The organism is Martinezella sp. CNPSo 3890 (genome assembly GCF_057784455.1).
The window spans coordinates 791,544-806,182 of the sequence record NZ_JBXSOR010000001.1; the positions used below are offsets into that span (position 1 = coordinate 791,544).

General features: G+C 59.5%; 15 protein-coding genes and 1 tRNA gene. 6 read left to right on the top strand and 10 right to left on the bottom strand.

The window, feature by feature from the left end; all coding sequences use genetic code 11:
• Positions 1–97: 97 nt before the first annotated feature.
• Positions 98–427 (top strand): hypothetical protein, encoded by a 330-nt coding sequence (locus tag AC13RC_RS03900; protein ID WP_069616257.1) that lies wholly within the window; start codon positions 98–100, stop codon positions 425–427.
• Positions 428–595: 168 nt separating this feature from the next.
• Here the strand turns inward: AC13RC_RS03900 and AC13RC_RS03905 are convergent, their stop codons facing one another.
• Positions 596–856, bottom strand: a complete 261-nt coding sequence (locus AC13RC_RS03905) for a hypothetical protein (protein ID WP_112723085.1) — start codon at positions 854–856, stop codon at positions 596–598.
• Between the two features lie 174 nt (positions 857–1,030).
• Here AC13RC_RS03905 and AC13RC_RS03910 point away from each other — a divergent pair, with 174 nt between their 5' ends.
• Positions 1,031–1,441 (top strand): BA14K family protein, encoded by a 411-nt coding sequence (locus AC13RC_RS03910; protein ID WP_488556540.1) that lies wholly within the window; start codon positions 1,031–1,033, stop codon positions 1,439–1,441.
• Positions 1,442–1,527: 86 nt separating this feature from the next.
• Positions 1,528–1,604: transfer RNA gene (locus AC13RC_RS03915), tRNA-Pro, on the top strand.
• 36 nt (positions 1,605–1,640) lie between these two features.
• Here AC13RC_RS03915 and AC13RC_RS03920 read toward each other — a convergent pair.
• Positions 1,641–2,336, bottom strand: coding sequence for a thermonuclease family protein (locus AC13RC_RS03920; protein ID WP_488556541.1), 696 nt, complete (start codon positions 2,334–2,336; stop codon positions 1,641–1,643).
• A 93-nt stretch (positions 2,337–2,429) separates the two neighbouring features.
• Positions 2,430–2,825 (bottom strand): hypothetical protein, encoded by a 396-nt coding sequence (locus AC13RC_RS03925; protein WP_488556542.1) that lies wholly within the window; start codon positions 2,823–2,825, stop codon positions 2,430–2,432.
• A gap of 235 nt (positions 2,826–3,060) precedes the next feature.
• Between AC13RC_RS03925 and AC13RC_RS03930 the strand changes: the two genes are divergently transcribed.
• Positions 3,061–3,273 (top strand): hypothetical protein, encoded by a 213-nt coding sequence (locus tag AC13RC_RS03930; RefSeq protein ID WP_113329022.1) that lies wholly within the window; start codon positions 3,061–3,063, stop codon positions 3,271–3,273.
• A 223-nt stretch (positions 3,274–3,496) separates the two neighbouring features.
• Positions 3,497–4,519, top strand: coding sequence for an extracellular catalytic domain type 1 short-chain-length polyhydroxyalkanoate depolymerase (locus AC13RC_RS03935; RefSeq protein WP_488556543.1), 1,023 nt, complete (start codon positions 3,497–3,499; stop codon positions 4,517–4,519).
• Between the two features lie 70 nt (positions 4,520–4,589).
• Here the strand turns inward: AC13RC_RS03935 and AC13RC_RS03940 are convergent, their stop codons facing one another.
• The 6 genes from AC13RC_RS03940 to AC13RC_RS03965 all read right to left on the bottom strand — a co-directional run bounded on the left by AC13RC_RS03940 (position 4,590) and on the right by AC13RC_RS03965 (position 10,801).
• Entirely contained in the window at positions 4,590–4,880 is a 291-nt protein-coding gene (locus AC13RC_RS03940; RefSeq protein WP_069616264.1) for a RodZ family helix-turn-helix domain-containing protein, read from the bottom strand.
• Positions 4,881–4,943: 63 nt separating this feature from the next.
• On the bottom strand, positions 4,944–6,179 hold the full coding sequence (locus AC13RC_RS03945; RefSeq protein WP_488556544.1) for a glycosyltransferase family 4 protein: 1,236 nt from the start codon (positions 6,177–6,179) through the stop codon (positions 4,944–4,946).
• Positions 6,176–7,438: an O-antigen ligase family protein gene (locus AC13RC_RS03950; RefSeq protein WP_488556545.1), complete on the bottom strand. Its 1,263-nt coding sequence runs from the start codon at positions 7,436–7,438 to the stop codon at positions 6,176–6,178. The genes AC13RC_RS03945 and AC13RC_RS03950 overlap by 4 nt, the downstream gene beginning before the upstream one ends.
• Positions 7,435–8,991 (bottom strand): undecaprenyl-phosphate glucose phosphotransferase, encoded by a 1,557-nt coding sequence (locus tag AC13RC_RS03955; protein WP_113354719.1) that lies wholly within the window; start codon positions 8,989–8,991, stop codon positions 7,435–7,437. Before AC13RC_RS03955 ends, AC13RC_RS03950 begins: the two co-directional genes overlap by 4 nt.
• 76 nt (positions 8,992–9,067) lie before the next feature.
• Positions 9,068–10,213: a glycosyltransferase family 4 protein gene (locus tag AC13RC_RS03960; RefSeq protein ID WP_488556546.1), complete on the bottom strand. Its 1,146-nt coding sequence runs from the start codon at positions 10,211–10,213 to the stop codon at positions 9,068–9,070.
• Positions 10,214–10,225: 12 nt separating this feature from the next.
• Positions 10,226–10,801: a polysaccharide biosynthesis/export family protein gene (locus tag AC13RC_RS03965; RefSeq protein ID WP_069616269.1), complete on the bottom strand. Its 576-nt coding sequence runs from the start codon at positions 10,799–10,801 to the stop codon at positions 10,226–10,228.
• Between the two features lie 191 nt (positions 10,802–10,992).
• Between AC13RC_RS03965 and AC13RC_RS03970 the strand changes: the two genes are divergently transcribed.
• Positions 10,993–13,248: a GumC family protein gene (locus AC13RC_RS03970; protein ID WP_488556547.1), complete on the top strand. Its 2,256-nt coding sequence runs from the start codon at positions 10,993–10,995 to the stop codon at positions 13,246–13,248.
• Here the strand turns inward: AC13RC_RS03970 and AC13RC_RS03975 are convergent, their stop codons facing one another.
• Positions 13,249–14,505 carry a GNAT family N-acetyltransferase gene (locus tag AC13RC_RS03975; protein ID WP_488556548.1) on the bottom strand — a complete coding sequence of 419 codons (1,257 nt, stop codon included), beginning with the start codon at positions 14,503–14,505 and terminating at the stop codon, positions 13,249–13,251.
• Between the last annotated feature and the right edge of the window lie 134 nt (positions 14,506–14,639).

Here is a 14,639-nt window from a genome sequence, read left to right on the forward strand (position 1 = left end):
GGATTTTCGCGCGATGCTTGATAAGGTTGGCTTGCTAAAGCTTACCTTTGGCTGTATTTCGCTTTCCGGGGTTGTATCCTAAATTGCCGGAGGGAATATGCGCATACGTGCCACGATGGCGGCGAGCCTTGTCGCTATATCAACCATTCTATCGAGCTGTCAGACACCGCAAGAATCTGCGATGAATGCGGAAATGACCTGCCAGTCGCAGGGCTTCCGCCCAGGTACGCAGCGTTATAACCGCTGTGTCGGCGCGACCTATCAGTCCAATCGCGCTCAGGCGCAACAGGCTGAAAACCAGGCTGCTGCCCTGGCCGCCGCCGGCATCATCGGCGGCGTTCTCGTCGGCGCCGCTGTCAGCGATAATCATCATCACCGCGGCTATTACGGCCGGCCTTATTACCGTCGGTGCTACCGCTGCTGGTAAGCGTGGCTTTTATCTGCATTCCGATACGCTCCGTCGGCTCACGCTGACGGAGTTTTCGTTTCAGGCCAACGAACCTCCAGAGCGGCTCCAGGAGACTGTAGCGATTTTCCGTCCAGAGATATGGAAAGACAAGTGGATGGGTGTTTTCGCGTTTCGAAGAAAACGGCTTTAGTCTGGCGGGCTCATTTCCTGGCGGTTCACGAGCTTCACGCTTCGGTCCGGCTGGACAATATAGGTTTCGATAACATCCTGGCCCCACTGGTTCGTGAAGTGATGCTGGAATTGCGATCCGGGAGGCGATTTCGTCAGTTTCATATGCGGCTGGCCGCCATAGGTGATGCTGCCCGGGATGGGCTGCACCGATTCCGTCGTATTGCACGAGGAAAGCAGCGGTGCACATAACAGGAGAGTCATTATATAAGGCTTCATTGCTTTGACTTTCCGCCCACTTTCCGTCTTGCGACATCCGTCGCACATAAAGACGGAAGGGCATCTATGAGTGTGGCTCCAAATCACTATATACAGATAATGACGGCGTGCTCGGCAGCAAGGTTGTTGTGCAGATTTACTTGATTGCGCCGCCGGATTTCGAAGGAGTCGCATATGTTTACGATTGCGAGATCGATAACTGCCGCAGGCTTTGGTATTTTGCTGGCGGCCGGTGCCGCCATGCCGGCGAATGCCGTCACCATGCCGACCCTGACCGTGCCTGCAACCGGACAGTCGGACATCATCCAGGTGCGCGATCACGGTCATGGCCACGGCCATTGGCATCATCACCATAATCGTTGGGGCAGCGGCCATCGGCTGCATGGCTCGGACAGCTATTATGACGACGATTCGGATAGCGGCGTGCTCTTTAAATCCTTTGTGACCGGCACGCTGTTCAACAGGCAGGGCTCACAGAGCTATTACGGCGTTCATGCGCGTGACTGCGCAAGCCGCTACCGCTCTTATCGCGCCTCCGATAACACCTATCAGCCGAGCCGCGGACCGAGGCAGCTGTGCCGTTGAACGGCAACTTTTTCTGAGCAGGCCGACACTTTTCGCTTGCGTCGGGAAACGCTAAACTCTAAACGAAACAAGCCGTTTCGGCAGGTCGGGGCGTAGCGCAGCCCGGTAGCGCACTTGACTGGGGGTCAAGGGGTCGCTGGTTCGAGTCCAGTCGCCCCGACCATTTATCTCCTTGAACTCCCAATCGAATTTCTGAAAATCAGCTACACCAGGACGACGCCTGGCCGGTCCAGCGGCGTGCGAGACCTTCTGACACCATCTGATCGCCGAGCGAGCGCCCCGCGCGCATGGCAATGCGCAGTTTGCCGCCATTCGGGTCGTCGCGACGGCTGCTGCCGGAAAGCACGAAGCTTCCATCGTTGAGAATGGCCTGCAGGCGCAGTTTCGCGGCTACGCCTCTCTGTCTTTCGCTCGGGCAGCGCGCGGCACCTGCGTCCGGCACATCGATATCGGCCAACTGAATCCGGATGCCATCCTGCCAGAAGGTATTGCCATCAACGACGCAGTTCGTTCCAGAGCCGGCGCCGCATAGCACGAAACGACCGCCGGACTGCGCACGCAAGCTGGGTATCGGCCGTTCGACCGGTATCTTGTTGACCGGCATCGCCACGGGAATGGCGGCGGGCGGTACCGGCAGGGCGGATGTTGCGTGCGGCTCCGAAGTCACTGCTGCCGTCTTTATTTGCGGTTTTGCCGCTGGCACCGGTGCTTCCCGAGCCATATGCGGCATGCCGGCGACTGCGCCGGCATGCGCCAGCATCGACGGCATGTCCTTGCGATGCTGATAGGCGTAGATGCCGGCTATCGTTGCCAGGCCGACCACACCCCATAGCCACATCGAATTGCCCGCCTTGGATTGCGGCTTGCGTCGCGTGCGTCGTTTCGCTTTCGCCATGGTATCATCCCTCAATTGCGAGGGGGATTATCGCCGCCATTTCTTACCGATCCGTTGGCTTTGGCGGAGATCATGAACTGCGATGGGGCAAGGCTATTTCGTGGCCGCCGTCGGCGGCTTCAGTTTCACCGCCATCGTCACCTGTCCGTTGATGGAAAGTCTCGTGCCGCGATTGTCTGGATTGTTGACCGAGGTATTGCTCGACAGAGCACTGATCTCGCAGGCATCGGCAATCGTGTCGAGCAGGGTGGCGCAGCTGCTTGCGGCAAACTTATAGAAGGATTTCAACGCCTTCTCCTGCTGCTCCTCGCTGTCGCCATCTGTTATAGGATAGGAGATCGATATTCCCGATTGCACGGAAATATATCCTTCGGGTGGCTGGCGAGGGTTGCGCAGCGGAAGATTCGAAAAATTCTGCGCGAGGGCGGGCAGGGCCGCCGCTGCAAGCGTCAAGCTGAGAGCAGCCTGGATCAGAAATCTGGTCATCATTATGCCTCCGTTTTTTCCGCTTATTGCAGATGCGGATAAAGGCTTGGTGATGCACTAACTTAAAATTGTACCTTCGATCGAATTTCCGTAAAATCTGCGAATCAGAAATGCGTCGGCCGAAATGCTTCCTTGCCAACCCCACGCGCAAGGCGCATAGTCTAATCCTATCGTCGGGAATAAACGGGTGCCGGCGAAGTACTGCGTGCTTCTGCCCCACGGACAATGAGACGCGCAAATGCTGGACACACCTATCCATCCACGAGATCTGCCGCTGTTTTCAGACGATCTGGACCGACTCGAGAAGGTGCTTGATACGGTCTGCAAGGATCGTGGCATGAGCCCGCAAAGCCTCGAAGCAGAGCGCCTCGGCGCATTGATTATTCAGCTTTATCGCCAGGGCGTAAAGGACGACGCGAAGCTTCTCGCGCTTGCACGGGCTTATTTCTGACGCAGCTGCGTTTTTTTGTGGCCGAAAATCTAATCGATTTAAGCTGATTTCACATAGCAGCAATGATGCTTTGTGCCTGTTCGAAGCGGGACAGCCTCCCTATATTTGCTGCGTTGCACAAAGAGATTCGATTTCTCGATGTCACTGATTCTGGAAAGGAACAGTGCGCGCCAGCCCGCAGCGGAGGAAAAACCGGCCGTGGCTGACGTGGATAGAAAGGTCCATGATGAATTTTAAAGTTCCGAGCCGGCTTCGCCGCTTGCTCGTCGATTCCGTCGAGCTGCCGCAGCTCAAATTTCCGATGATGCAGCCGCAATCGCAGCCGTCGCGCCGTCGCGTTTCCACCCGCCCGTCGCCGCAGCGGCTGACGGAAGTTTTGTGGTTTGGCCGCAATCCCGGCGATTTGCGCATGCTCGAATATGTGCCCCCGGGGGTAAAGGGGCCGATGCCGCTCGTCGTTGTCCTGCACGGCTGTCATCAGAATGCCGAGGATTTCGATCGCGCGAGCGGGTGGACCGCACTTGCGCGCCAGCATGGATTTGCCGTGCTTTATGCGGAGCAGAAGGCATCGAACAACCCAAATCTCTGTTTCAACTGGTTTCGCCCGAGCATGGTCACGCGCGATCGCGGTGAGCTCGGATCCATCAGAGAAATGATTGATTTCAGCCGCCGCCTGCATGCGATCGACGATAGCAGGATTTTCGTCATGGGCCTCTCGGCCGGTGGCGCTATCGCAGCTGCATTGCTCGCGACCTATCCGGAACTCTTTGCCGCAGGCGCCATTATCGGCGGCCTGCCTTTCGGCGCTGCCCGCGATGCCATATCGGCGCTTGACGTTATGAAGCGCGGCTCAAGCCGCCCGGCGGAAAAATGGGGCGAGCTCGTTCGCGAAGTGTCCCCCGAAGCTGCTCGCTATCCCGTCGTCTCCATCTGGCATGGCGATGCCGATGATGTGGTGTCCTTCGCCAATGCCGAGGCATCCGTCGCGCAGTGGCTGACTGCACGCGAGCGTCCGCGCACCAAGGGTCGGTTGCGTCTCTTCGAAGGTGGCGAGCGGCGCGAATGGCGCGACGACTACGGCCATATGATCCTGGAGCTCGTGACGCTGACCGATTTCGGGCATGGCCTGCCGGTTGGCTCCATTGTTGAAGGCTGGGAGCCGGCAAACAACACCGAGCGCTACATCCTGCCTGCAGCCCTCTCTGCGCCCGAAGAGCTTGTCAAAGGTTGGAAGCTCGCGGCCTGAGGCAGATCGCAAGATCTAAGGCCTGAAGGCGCGAAGCGGCGCTGGGAGATTTCAGGCACTGCGTCAGCCGTCAATCGTCATTGGTGGCATTCAGATTCTCAGGCCGGATGCCATCATTTTCGGACCAATGCTTGAAGCGAATGCCAGGGCCACCCATGCCGTCACTGCCGCCGGCGAGGAAAAGCACCCCGTGGCTCTCGAGGACGGAGCGAACTGTCGCAAGCGCCCTCATATCCGCCGGGCTTGTCCCTGTTTCCAGCGCTTCGATCGCCGAAACCGGGAGTTTGCTCTCGCTGGCAAGCGTCTCCACCGTCAGTTCGAGCATGGCGCGCGCGCCGCGCAATTGTGCTGAAGTAATCATGAGTTAAGTCTATCGCATCGGCTTGAAAAGCGGAACCGATTTCCGGCGAAAATCCTCGCGAGTTTAAAGGGCAACCGCGCTTTTCTCCCGGCCCTCGCGCTTATTATCCAAACTGGAATTTGCTACCAATTCCAGCGGGGCAGGGGCGGGGTAGCCGAGCAGGTCGTGATAGATCTTCTCGGTCGCATCCGCCATGCCGGCGAGCGTATATCCATCCTTGCGGCGACGGGCTTCGGCAGTAAAATTCGCCAGCAACGTCGGATCGCCAAGACGTGCCATCGCGGCCGCCAACGCTTCCGGATTATCGCTGTTCGGCACGATGTAGCCGTTCTTGCCGTGCTCCAGCACCGTGCGCGCGCCACCGACATCGGCAAGCAGCAGCGGCTTGCCCGCAGCTGCGGCCTCCAGCATCACATAGGACATCGCCTCATAGCGGCTTGGCATGACGACAACATCGAAGGCGTCGATGGCCGTCACCCCCGGTACGCTGCCATCAATGCGGGCGCGATCTTCAAGCCCGGCCGCCTTGATCATCTCCCTTGCAGTGTCGGCCAGCTCACCGATCCCGATCATCAGCAGATGGGCATGCGGCAATTGGGCTGCTATCCGTGCAAAAGCCGCGACCAGGCGCTCAGGCGCCTTCTGTTGTGTCATTCTGCCGACGAAGCCGAAGAGCAAAGCTTCCTGAGGAATGCCGTATCGTCTGCGGATGGCTGCTCGCTGGCTGAGGGGAGGTGCGTTGACGCCGTTGACCACGACCCGCAGGCGTTTTTCCGGGATGCCGAGCGACAGGGCGTGATTATATTCATCCTGCGAAACGCAGACCAGGCGATCGGTCAGCCACGTCCCGAGAAGGCGCTCGATACCGCCATAGATCAGGCGGCCCTTCGCACCGAGCGTCGGGTCCATGGTACGGAAGGCATGCGGCGTGTAGAGAACGGGGACATGGCGCCCCGGCAAACGCAAGCGCGTTAATGCGCCCGCTTTCGAGCTATGGCCATGGATCAGATCGAACGGCCCATGACTGGCCGCGATCTTGCGCAGTTGCCACCATGCAGTCAGATCCCAGGGGCCGGGCGCGCGCCGCATGCCAAGCGGAATGACATTGTCCAGGCCGATATTTTCCAGTTCTGTGACGAAAGCGGGCTCTGCGCGCACTGGGGAATAGATAGCGGTCACGGAATGGCCGCGATGCTGCATGGCCCGGCATAGGTCGAGAAAATGTCGCCCGGAGCCACCGCCGCTCGGTTCGAGAACCTGCAGCAACGACAGGCGTTTGACGTTGGTGCGAATGTTCACGGCGCAGCTTTCCTTTTGTTCAGGTCACGCTGATACTTTTGCTCCAGGGCGCCGCAGCCCCAGACGATGCCGATCAGCATGTAGAAATGGCGCCAGTGGTCGGTATCGATGACGTTGCCGATGCCGACATGGCCGAGAATGACGATCCAGGCGATCATCAGGTAGGGCTGCCAGGGACGCTCCCTCAGGAGGTTGCGGAAGCCGATATAGATGGTCCAGCAGATCATGCTGACCCAGGTGACGAAGCCGAGCCAGCCATAAGTGGTCAGCGTCTTTAGCCAGGTATTGTGTTCGTCCTCGCGGAAGATCTGACCGAAGACCAGCGGCCCGATGCCGAAAGGCCGTTCCATGGACATTTGGAAGCCGATGCTGTGGCGTTCGAAGCGGCCGAGATGTCCGCCGTCATAACTCTGAACCAGCTGCAAGCGCGTCGAAAACAGGTCGCTGACCTGGGGAAATTGCAGCGCAACGACGAGCAGAACGACCATGAGGATGATGGCCGCCAGCGACATCACCAGGATCCGCAGCCGGAAGGTATTGCTGCGGTGCTTCAGCAGCATGCAGAAGATCAGCATCACCGAGGCGAAGGCGAAGAGGGCCCAAGCGGCGCGGGAGAAAGACAGGAAAATACCGAAGGCGAGCACGAACAGGCATATGCCTTTGATCGGCGCTTTCTTCAGGTCACCGATGAGCAAGCCGTGCATGAGGTAAAGGCTTGGCGCCACGAGATAGGGGCCGAAGACGTTCGGATCCTGGAACGCACCCATGGCGCGATCATAGCGGGTGAAGATGTCGAAGCCCGGCACGGCGTGGAAGTAGCCGAGGATGCCGAGGCTCGCGGTGATCAGCGCCGCCGCGACCCATGTATTGAAGATCAGCTTCAGCCGCTTTTCGTTGTCTTCGGTGATGGCGGCATAGAAGACGGAACTCAGCGCCAGGAAAGTGGAAACGGCGATATAGATCGGGCCGGCGAGATGATCGCTGGCGGCAAGATCATGCATTTGGGTGATCGACAGCATGCCGCCGATATTGAACAGCAGGAACAGCGCCAGCAGTGGCGCGACGCTGCGCGAGATTTTGAGCCCGAGAATGAACCAGGTACCGATCAGAAAAGCGAGCCACAGCTCGTAGGGTGCCGGCTCGGCGATGACGAAACCCGACAGAAACACACCGACAGCAACGCTTGCCGTGCCGACCAGCCGCATGGCGGCAAGCTGCGGCTGCGCGACGCGGGGCGATGGCAGGTCCAGCGTGGTCAATAGGCGTTTTCCGTATTGAGCAGACGGAACGGCGTCAGGAACAGGATCTTCAGATCGAAGAGCAGCGACCAGTTCTCGATGTAGTACAGATCGTAAGCCGTGCGGAACTTGATCTTGTCGTCGCTGTCGATCTCGCCGCGCCAGCCGTTGATCTGCGCCCAGCCGGTGACACCGGGCTTGACGCGATGGCGCGCGAAATAGCCTTCGACGACATCGGCATAGGTGCGGTTATGGCTGGCGGCCAGAACGGCGTGGGGGCGCGGTCCCACAAGCGAGAGGCTGCCGAGCAGCACGTTGAAGAGCTGCGGCAACTCGTCGATCGATGTCTTGCGGATGAAGCGGCCGACGGGGGTCACGCGCGGGTCGTTCTTGGTCACGGCATTGCGTGCCGACGGATCGCTCATATGGGTGTACATCGAGCGGAACTTGAAGACGTTGATAATCTCGTTGTTGAAGCCGTGGCGCTTCTGCATGAAGAAGATCGGCCCTCTCGAGGTTGCCTTCACGGCAATTGCGGCGCCGAGCATGATCGGCCAGAGCAACGCAAGTGCGACCAGGCTGAAGAAGATGTCGAAGATGCGTTTGGCAACGCCATCCCAGTCACGGATCGGCTTGTTGAAGATGTCGAGCATCGGTACGGCGCCGACATGCGAATAGGCGCGGGGGCGGAACCGCAGCTTGTTGGCATGGGCGGCAAGACGAATGTCGACGGGTAGCACCCAAAGCATTTTCAGCAATTGCAGAATGCGATCCTCGGCGCTGATCGGCAACGCGATGATCAGCATGTCTATGCGCACGAGCCGGGCGAATTCCACCAGTTCCGATACCGTGCCCAGCTTCGGGTAACCGGCGACCATGACTGGCGAGCGCTTTTCGCCGCGATCGTCGAAGATGCCGCAGATACGGATATCGTTGTCGGGCTGATGCTCGAGCGCGCGGATGAGCTCCTTTGCCGGTTCGCCGCCGCCAACGATGACGGCGCGTCTTTCCATGACGCCGTTACGGGCCCAGTGGCGGATACCGTAGGCGAAAAGCAGGCGGGCGACGAGGAGGAAGCCTGCACCCGCCGCAAACCAAAGGCTGAGAAGTGAGAGCGAATAGATATTGTTGATGTCGAAGGGGAAGAGGGCGATGACCATGACCGCGAAGGCGGCTGCCCAGGATCCCAGTATCCGGTGCAGGAAGTGATGCGGCGAGCGCAAGACCGGTATCTGATAGGCATCCGCAATCTGCAGGAAGACGATGGCAAGGCCGCAGAGGGCGATCGTCACCACGGCCTTCGACAGGAAGGGATGATTGTCCGACGTCCCGAAGAGGAGGATCGCAAGCCCGAATGCAAGCAGCGACAGAAATTCGAACAGCCGGTATTGTCCGACGATGATTGCCGGGGACTGGTTGGTTTCGCGAAGCTGTTCGGCGATTTGGCGCGCATAGGCATTCATGCTGTCTGGGCGATCGCTATGAGGCTCGCTGGCACCGCGAGTGCGGATTTCCGAAACCTGTTTGCGAAGATGGTCCAAGTTGAATTGCTCGGACTTTTCGGTAGTGTTCATGGCAACTTATCCAGTCGTTACCGGACAAGGCCTATCAGATATCAGCTAAGAAACACTTACAACACTTGCCTGTATTCTAACCGTCTTCATTCAGGCCAAGTATATTTTGATACAAGTGCAAAGTATCCCGCGCCATGGCTGAAGCCGAAAAATTCGATCGTATCGTTCCGATATCGGGCATGTTGCGAGCGCCCCACAGCGGTTCTGTGATCGCTTCGGCCATGATGCGCGAGAGGTCATCGGCATCTTCCGGTTTGGCGAGTGCTGCGCTGTTTTCGCCAAGCGCTTCCGCAACGCCGCCGACGCGCGAGGCGATGACGGTCTTGCCGGCTGCGAGCGCTTCAAGAACGATATAGGGCATGGCCTCGGCGCGCGAGGGGACGACGATGTTCTGTGATACCGTGAAGGCTTCCTGCACGCGCATCGCGGGTAGCATGCCGATACGGTGACCGAGGCCCCGTTCGACCATCAGTCGGTGATATTTGTCTCTATCCGGTCCGTCGCCGATCATCAGCGCTGACAGCGGCCTGCCGATCCGCCGCTCCGTTTTTGCAAAGGCGTCCACGAACAGATCGGGACCTTTGAGGTCCCGCAGCATGCCGATATAGACGAAATGCACGGAGTCCGATCGTGTCGGTATGGTGCGAAAATCTCTTTCGCTGATGCCGTTATAGATCATCACAGAGCGGGTGCGCGGCTTGCCGATCTTTCTTTCATAGGTGCGGCGTTCGAAGTCGCAAATGAAGATCAGGCCATCGGTGAGAAACTCGAGCATCCGTTCCAGGCTGTGCACCAGCATGCCCTGGAACGAGCCGCGCGAGAAATGCAGGCTTCCGCCATGCGCTGTATAGAGGCGGGCTACGCGACACCTGTTGACCCGCAGGATCGAGCCGAGAACGCGCGCAAGCAGGCCGCCCTTGGCGCCGTGCCCGTGCAGCACATCCGGCCGCAAACTCTTGATTTCTTTATAGCTGCTCCACAGTGTCGCAGCATCTGAGAGGGTAATTTGCCGTCGGATCGGCAGACGGACGACGCCAAGAGCCAGGAATGGCGCGATATCGTCGAACAGACGATCCTCATGCTCGCCGCCCGTCAGGCTGTCGCAAAGGATGCCGACCTCATGACCCGCTTTGCTCTGTTCCTCCGCCAAATCCCGGACATGGCGGAAGACCCCGCCGACGGGCGATCTGAAGCAGTGAAGGATTCGAAGCGGTCGGGCCATGAGCGGTCGCGGTTAGAACAACCGCTCTCTGACATAGATGGTGTCGCCTGCCAGTACAGGATCGGAGATGCCGACCCGTCCAGTCATGACATGACCGTTGATCTTGCGGGTGACATCCGCGTTGGATTGGTTGGCCCGGCTGGTGAACCCGCCTGCGACCGCGATGGCATTCTGGATGGTCATGCCCGGCACATAGGAATATTGGCCCGGCTGGCCGACTTCGCCCATAATATAGACCGAGCGATAGCGGTCGATGTCGATGGTGACGTCTGGATCGCGAATATATCCCTGGCGAAGCTTCTGCGCGATCTGGCCGGAGAGTTGTTGCAGCGTGCGGCCGCGGGCAGCAACCTGGCCGATCAGCGGGAAGGCGATATAGCCGGCCTGATCGACAGTATAGGTGTTGGTCAGCCCGGCTTGATCGAACACCGTGACGCGCAACCGGTCGCCGCTATCAAGCGTATAGGGCTGGATCGTGGCCTCGTTGAAGGCCTTGGGTGCCGGTTGATAGGTGTTGCAGCCGGTGAGCGCGGCGCTCACGGCAGCCATGCCGAGTGCAAGGACAATCTTTGACTTTGCGAAGGGCATTTCGCGCTCATTAGAAAGGGAAGACACTGCCGTCGTTATCGATCCGTTAGGGTTAACGGTCGGTAAAGAGCAAATCAAATTCCAGGAAAAAATTAGAGATGCCAAAAATAATGCTGGTGAAATACTATTAACGCTTGGGTTACCATAGTCGTTTACGATTAATTTTGGCTTTCTATTACGGAGTTTTGCATATGTCCGGTGTCAACAACACCCAGCAGGATGTGGACATCGATCTCGCTCAGCTCTTTCGCGCTGTGTGGCAGCGGCGGGTGCGCGTCGTTGCCATCACGCTGGCAGGCGCCTGCGCGGCATTCGCGATCGCCAAGGTCATGTCGCCGGAATATCGCAGCGAAGCCCGCATCCTCATCGAGCAGCGTGCGCCTGCCTTTGCGGCGACGACATCGGGCAACGATGCCGGTGCCGGACCTCTATTGGACGAGCTGAACATTGCCAGCCAGGTGCAGATCCTGCAGTCGGCGGATCTGGTGAAGCAGGTCATTACCAATCTCAAGCTCTACGATCGTCCCGAATTCGCCGCCGGCAACAACGGTTCTGCTCTCTCTGATATTCTGATCAAGCTGCATCTGAAGCGGGCGGCGGCCGACAAGGCCCCGGAAGAGCGGATGCTGGACGCCTTCAACAGCCGCCTGCAGGTCTATCAGATCAACAGCTCACGCGTGATCGGCATCAGCTTCACGTCCCGCAATCCGGATCTCGCCGCCAGCGTGCCGAATGCCATGGCGCAGGTCTATCTATCCATGCAGAGCGGCGCCAAGCTCGATTCCAATAGCGAGGCGACGCGCTGGCTGGAGCCGGAGATCGCCAAGCTGCGCGATAAGGTCAGCGAGGCGGAAAAGAAGGTTGCGGATTATCGTTCCGCCAACGGGCTTCTCCAGACCAGTCAGAACAACAATTTCGCCACGCAGCAGCTCGCGGATATCTCGACGCAGCTGGCGCAGGTGCGTGGCGACAAGGCCAATGCCGAGGCGAGAGCGCAGGCGGTGCGCAGCGCACTGTCCAGCGGCCGCTCCACCGATACGCTTGCCGACGTCGCAGGCTCGCAGACCATTCAGCGGCTGAAGGCGACCCAATCTAATCTCGAGTCGCAGATCTCCGATCTGTCCACGACGCTGATGGATGGGCATCCGCGGCTGAAGAGCCTGCGGGCGCAGCTCGTCGATATCCGTCAGCAGATCGATCGCGAGACCCAGAGGATTCTGGCAAGCATCGAGAATGAAGCAAAGGTAGCGCAGCTGCGCGAACAGCAGCTCCTCGCCCAATCGAATACGCTGAAGGCCGATAGCGCCCGGGCAGGGGAGGACGAAGTGGGCCTCAATGCGCTGGAGCGTGAAGCTGCGGCAGAGCGACAATTGCTGGAGACCTATCTTGCCCGTTATCGCGAAGCGGCCTCTCGCGTCGACAAGAATTCCAGCCCTGCCGATGCGCGCATCGTTTCCACGGCGGTCGAGCCGGTCGATCCCTCCTTCCCGAAGGTCGGCCCGATCGTCATCGTCGCTACCCTTGCCACCTTCATCCTCACGGCCATCGTTATCATGCTCGCGGAGCTCTTCAGCGGCCGTGCATTGCGGCCGGTCGGGCCTGCCCGCAGAGAAGATGTCGCCGTGCTGGAGACGGCGAAGCGCACTCAACCCGTCGGCGAACCTGCTCCGGTTCGGGCAGTTGCGAGCGCGGGCGGTGCCGAGGCGCCGGCAAGCATGCTTTCGATCCCGTCAGAAGACATCGCGGTTCAGGTTGCAGATACTGCAATTGCGCCCGACGCCGCTGCCGCCTCGGGCACTGCAATCGCTCCAGACCATGAACCCAGCCAGGCTGCTCGCGCGACGGAGGAAGAGGAGGATTTCTCCATCCAATCCGTCGCGGATTATCTGATCGACAGCGGCTCGCGGCTGGCGATCGCCATATCTCCGACCGGTGATAATGGTTCGACCGCGACCGTCATGCTGGCGCGAACCATCGCCGATGCGGGGAGCCGTATCGTGCTGGTCGATATGACCGGCACCGGATGTCCCTCCAGGCTCATGGCAGAGCATGACGAACTTCCTGGCGTAACCGACCTGCTTTGCGGCGAAGCGGCCTTTGCCGATACGATCCATCCGGATCGCCTGTCGGATGCCCATCTCGTGCCGCAGGGCATGAGCGACCTTGCCCGTGCCATGCGCGGCGCCGATCGTCTGTCGCTGATCCTCGACGCACTCGGTTCGGCCTATGACATCGTTCTGGTGGAATGTGGCGCGGCTGAAGTCTCCGGCGTCGCACGGCTGACGCGCAGCAAGGAGACGGAAATCGTCCTCTCCATGCCTGAGCCCGACGAAAGCCAGTTCATCGCTGTCATGACGGAATTCCAGAAGGCCGGCTACGAGCACATCATTCTGATGTCCGGCTGGCGCGAGGAGCATGATCCGGACACGCGCCGGGACGCAGCCTGATCAATCCGCGTCGCCGCCTCCATCATCCGATGCGGTGCCGGCTCCGTGCCGTGCCCGCAGCCGCTGAATGAAGGAATAGAGCTTGCGATTGGATTTGATCGCGACCTTCGTACGTGTGATGACCCGGTTCGCCATCGCCGCGAGACGCCCCATGCCTGAGACGGGCAGGAAGAGATCATACTGCACCGTTTCCATCGGGCACCAAGAACGCTTGTAAATCTGGTCACCGATACCGAAATCGAAGAGCGCGACGCCTTCGCGATGCAGCCGCTCGATCATCAGCCAAAACAGCAATTCGCCGGGGCTCGCCTCCGCAACCAGAGCCTCATCGATAGAGGCAAACTGGCAGATGACATGATCTCCCTTGCGGGACAGGGCAGCGATGGCTGGAATATGGCCCTCGTGTTCGCCTTTTAGGCGCAGCGCATGCATCTCCAGCGTCGCGCCGATGCCATCGCCTTGGCGTCGGCGCAACATGGCGTGCAGCGCAGCCTTGATCCGGCCATCCTTGAACGCATTGGGCAGGCCGGCATCCTCGAAGCGGATCGCCTTCTGCCGGAAGAACAGATCGAGCAATGCGTCCTGCTCGTCAGGACCGGCGATCACATATTCGTAGCCGCCCCTGGCTTCGAGAAGCCGGCTCTGATGCTTGAACTTCTTGCGCCGGCGCTTGGCATTCACCTGCTTTAGGCTTGCTTCAAAACTGCCAAGGAAGGGCATCTGAAAGGCACGGTTCTGGTTTTCAATCGACGTCAGCGAAGCGAGCGGGCTTTTGCGACTGCGCCATTCGAGCGGAACGTTGCGCAGGATGACAACGTCCACCTTGCCGCGCAAAGCCGCCGAGATGGCGCTCGCCTGAGGAGCCGTCAAACCTCCATTCTCCAGGAACTCGGCTGAAAACAATCCGGTATTGATATTGTTGTGGTGGCCTCCGATGAACTCGGCTCGTCTTGTCCCGCGACTGTGAATGATTTCGAGCGGCAGGATGAAAGCAACCTGGTCTCCGATCGAGCCCCGGATGATGGCGAGAGGACGTTCGAGGTTCTCCACCCAAGCTGCGCACCAGTCATAGCTCTGGTGCAGCGAGTTGAGATCGTCCCGTTCCAGCGCGCGCCATTCGGCTTCGAGCGGTGCCATGCTGTCGAAGATGTCGACCCGCAACTGATCGGCGGCCGCTGGCTCCATCTCGATGGACGCAATCCGCTTATCCGCTGCTTCGGCGGACATGCCGGCGATATCTTGCGTCTGGGTCTGCATCCGATCTTCTCCGCTCCGGCGGTATTCGGGCGCAGTCTGGCGGGCAACGGCTTATTTTTGGCTTAAGATGGGACACTCGCGCCGGACAAGGTACGGATCAGGGTTAGCCTTGTGTAAATCGGGCCGGGACGGGC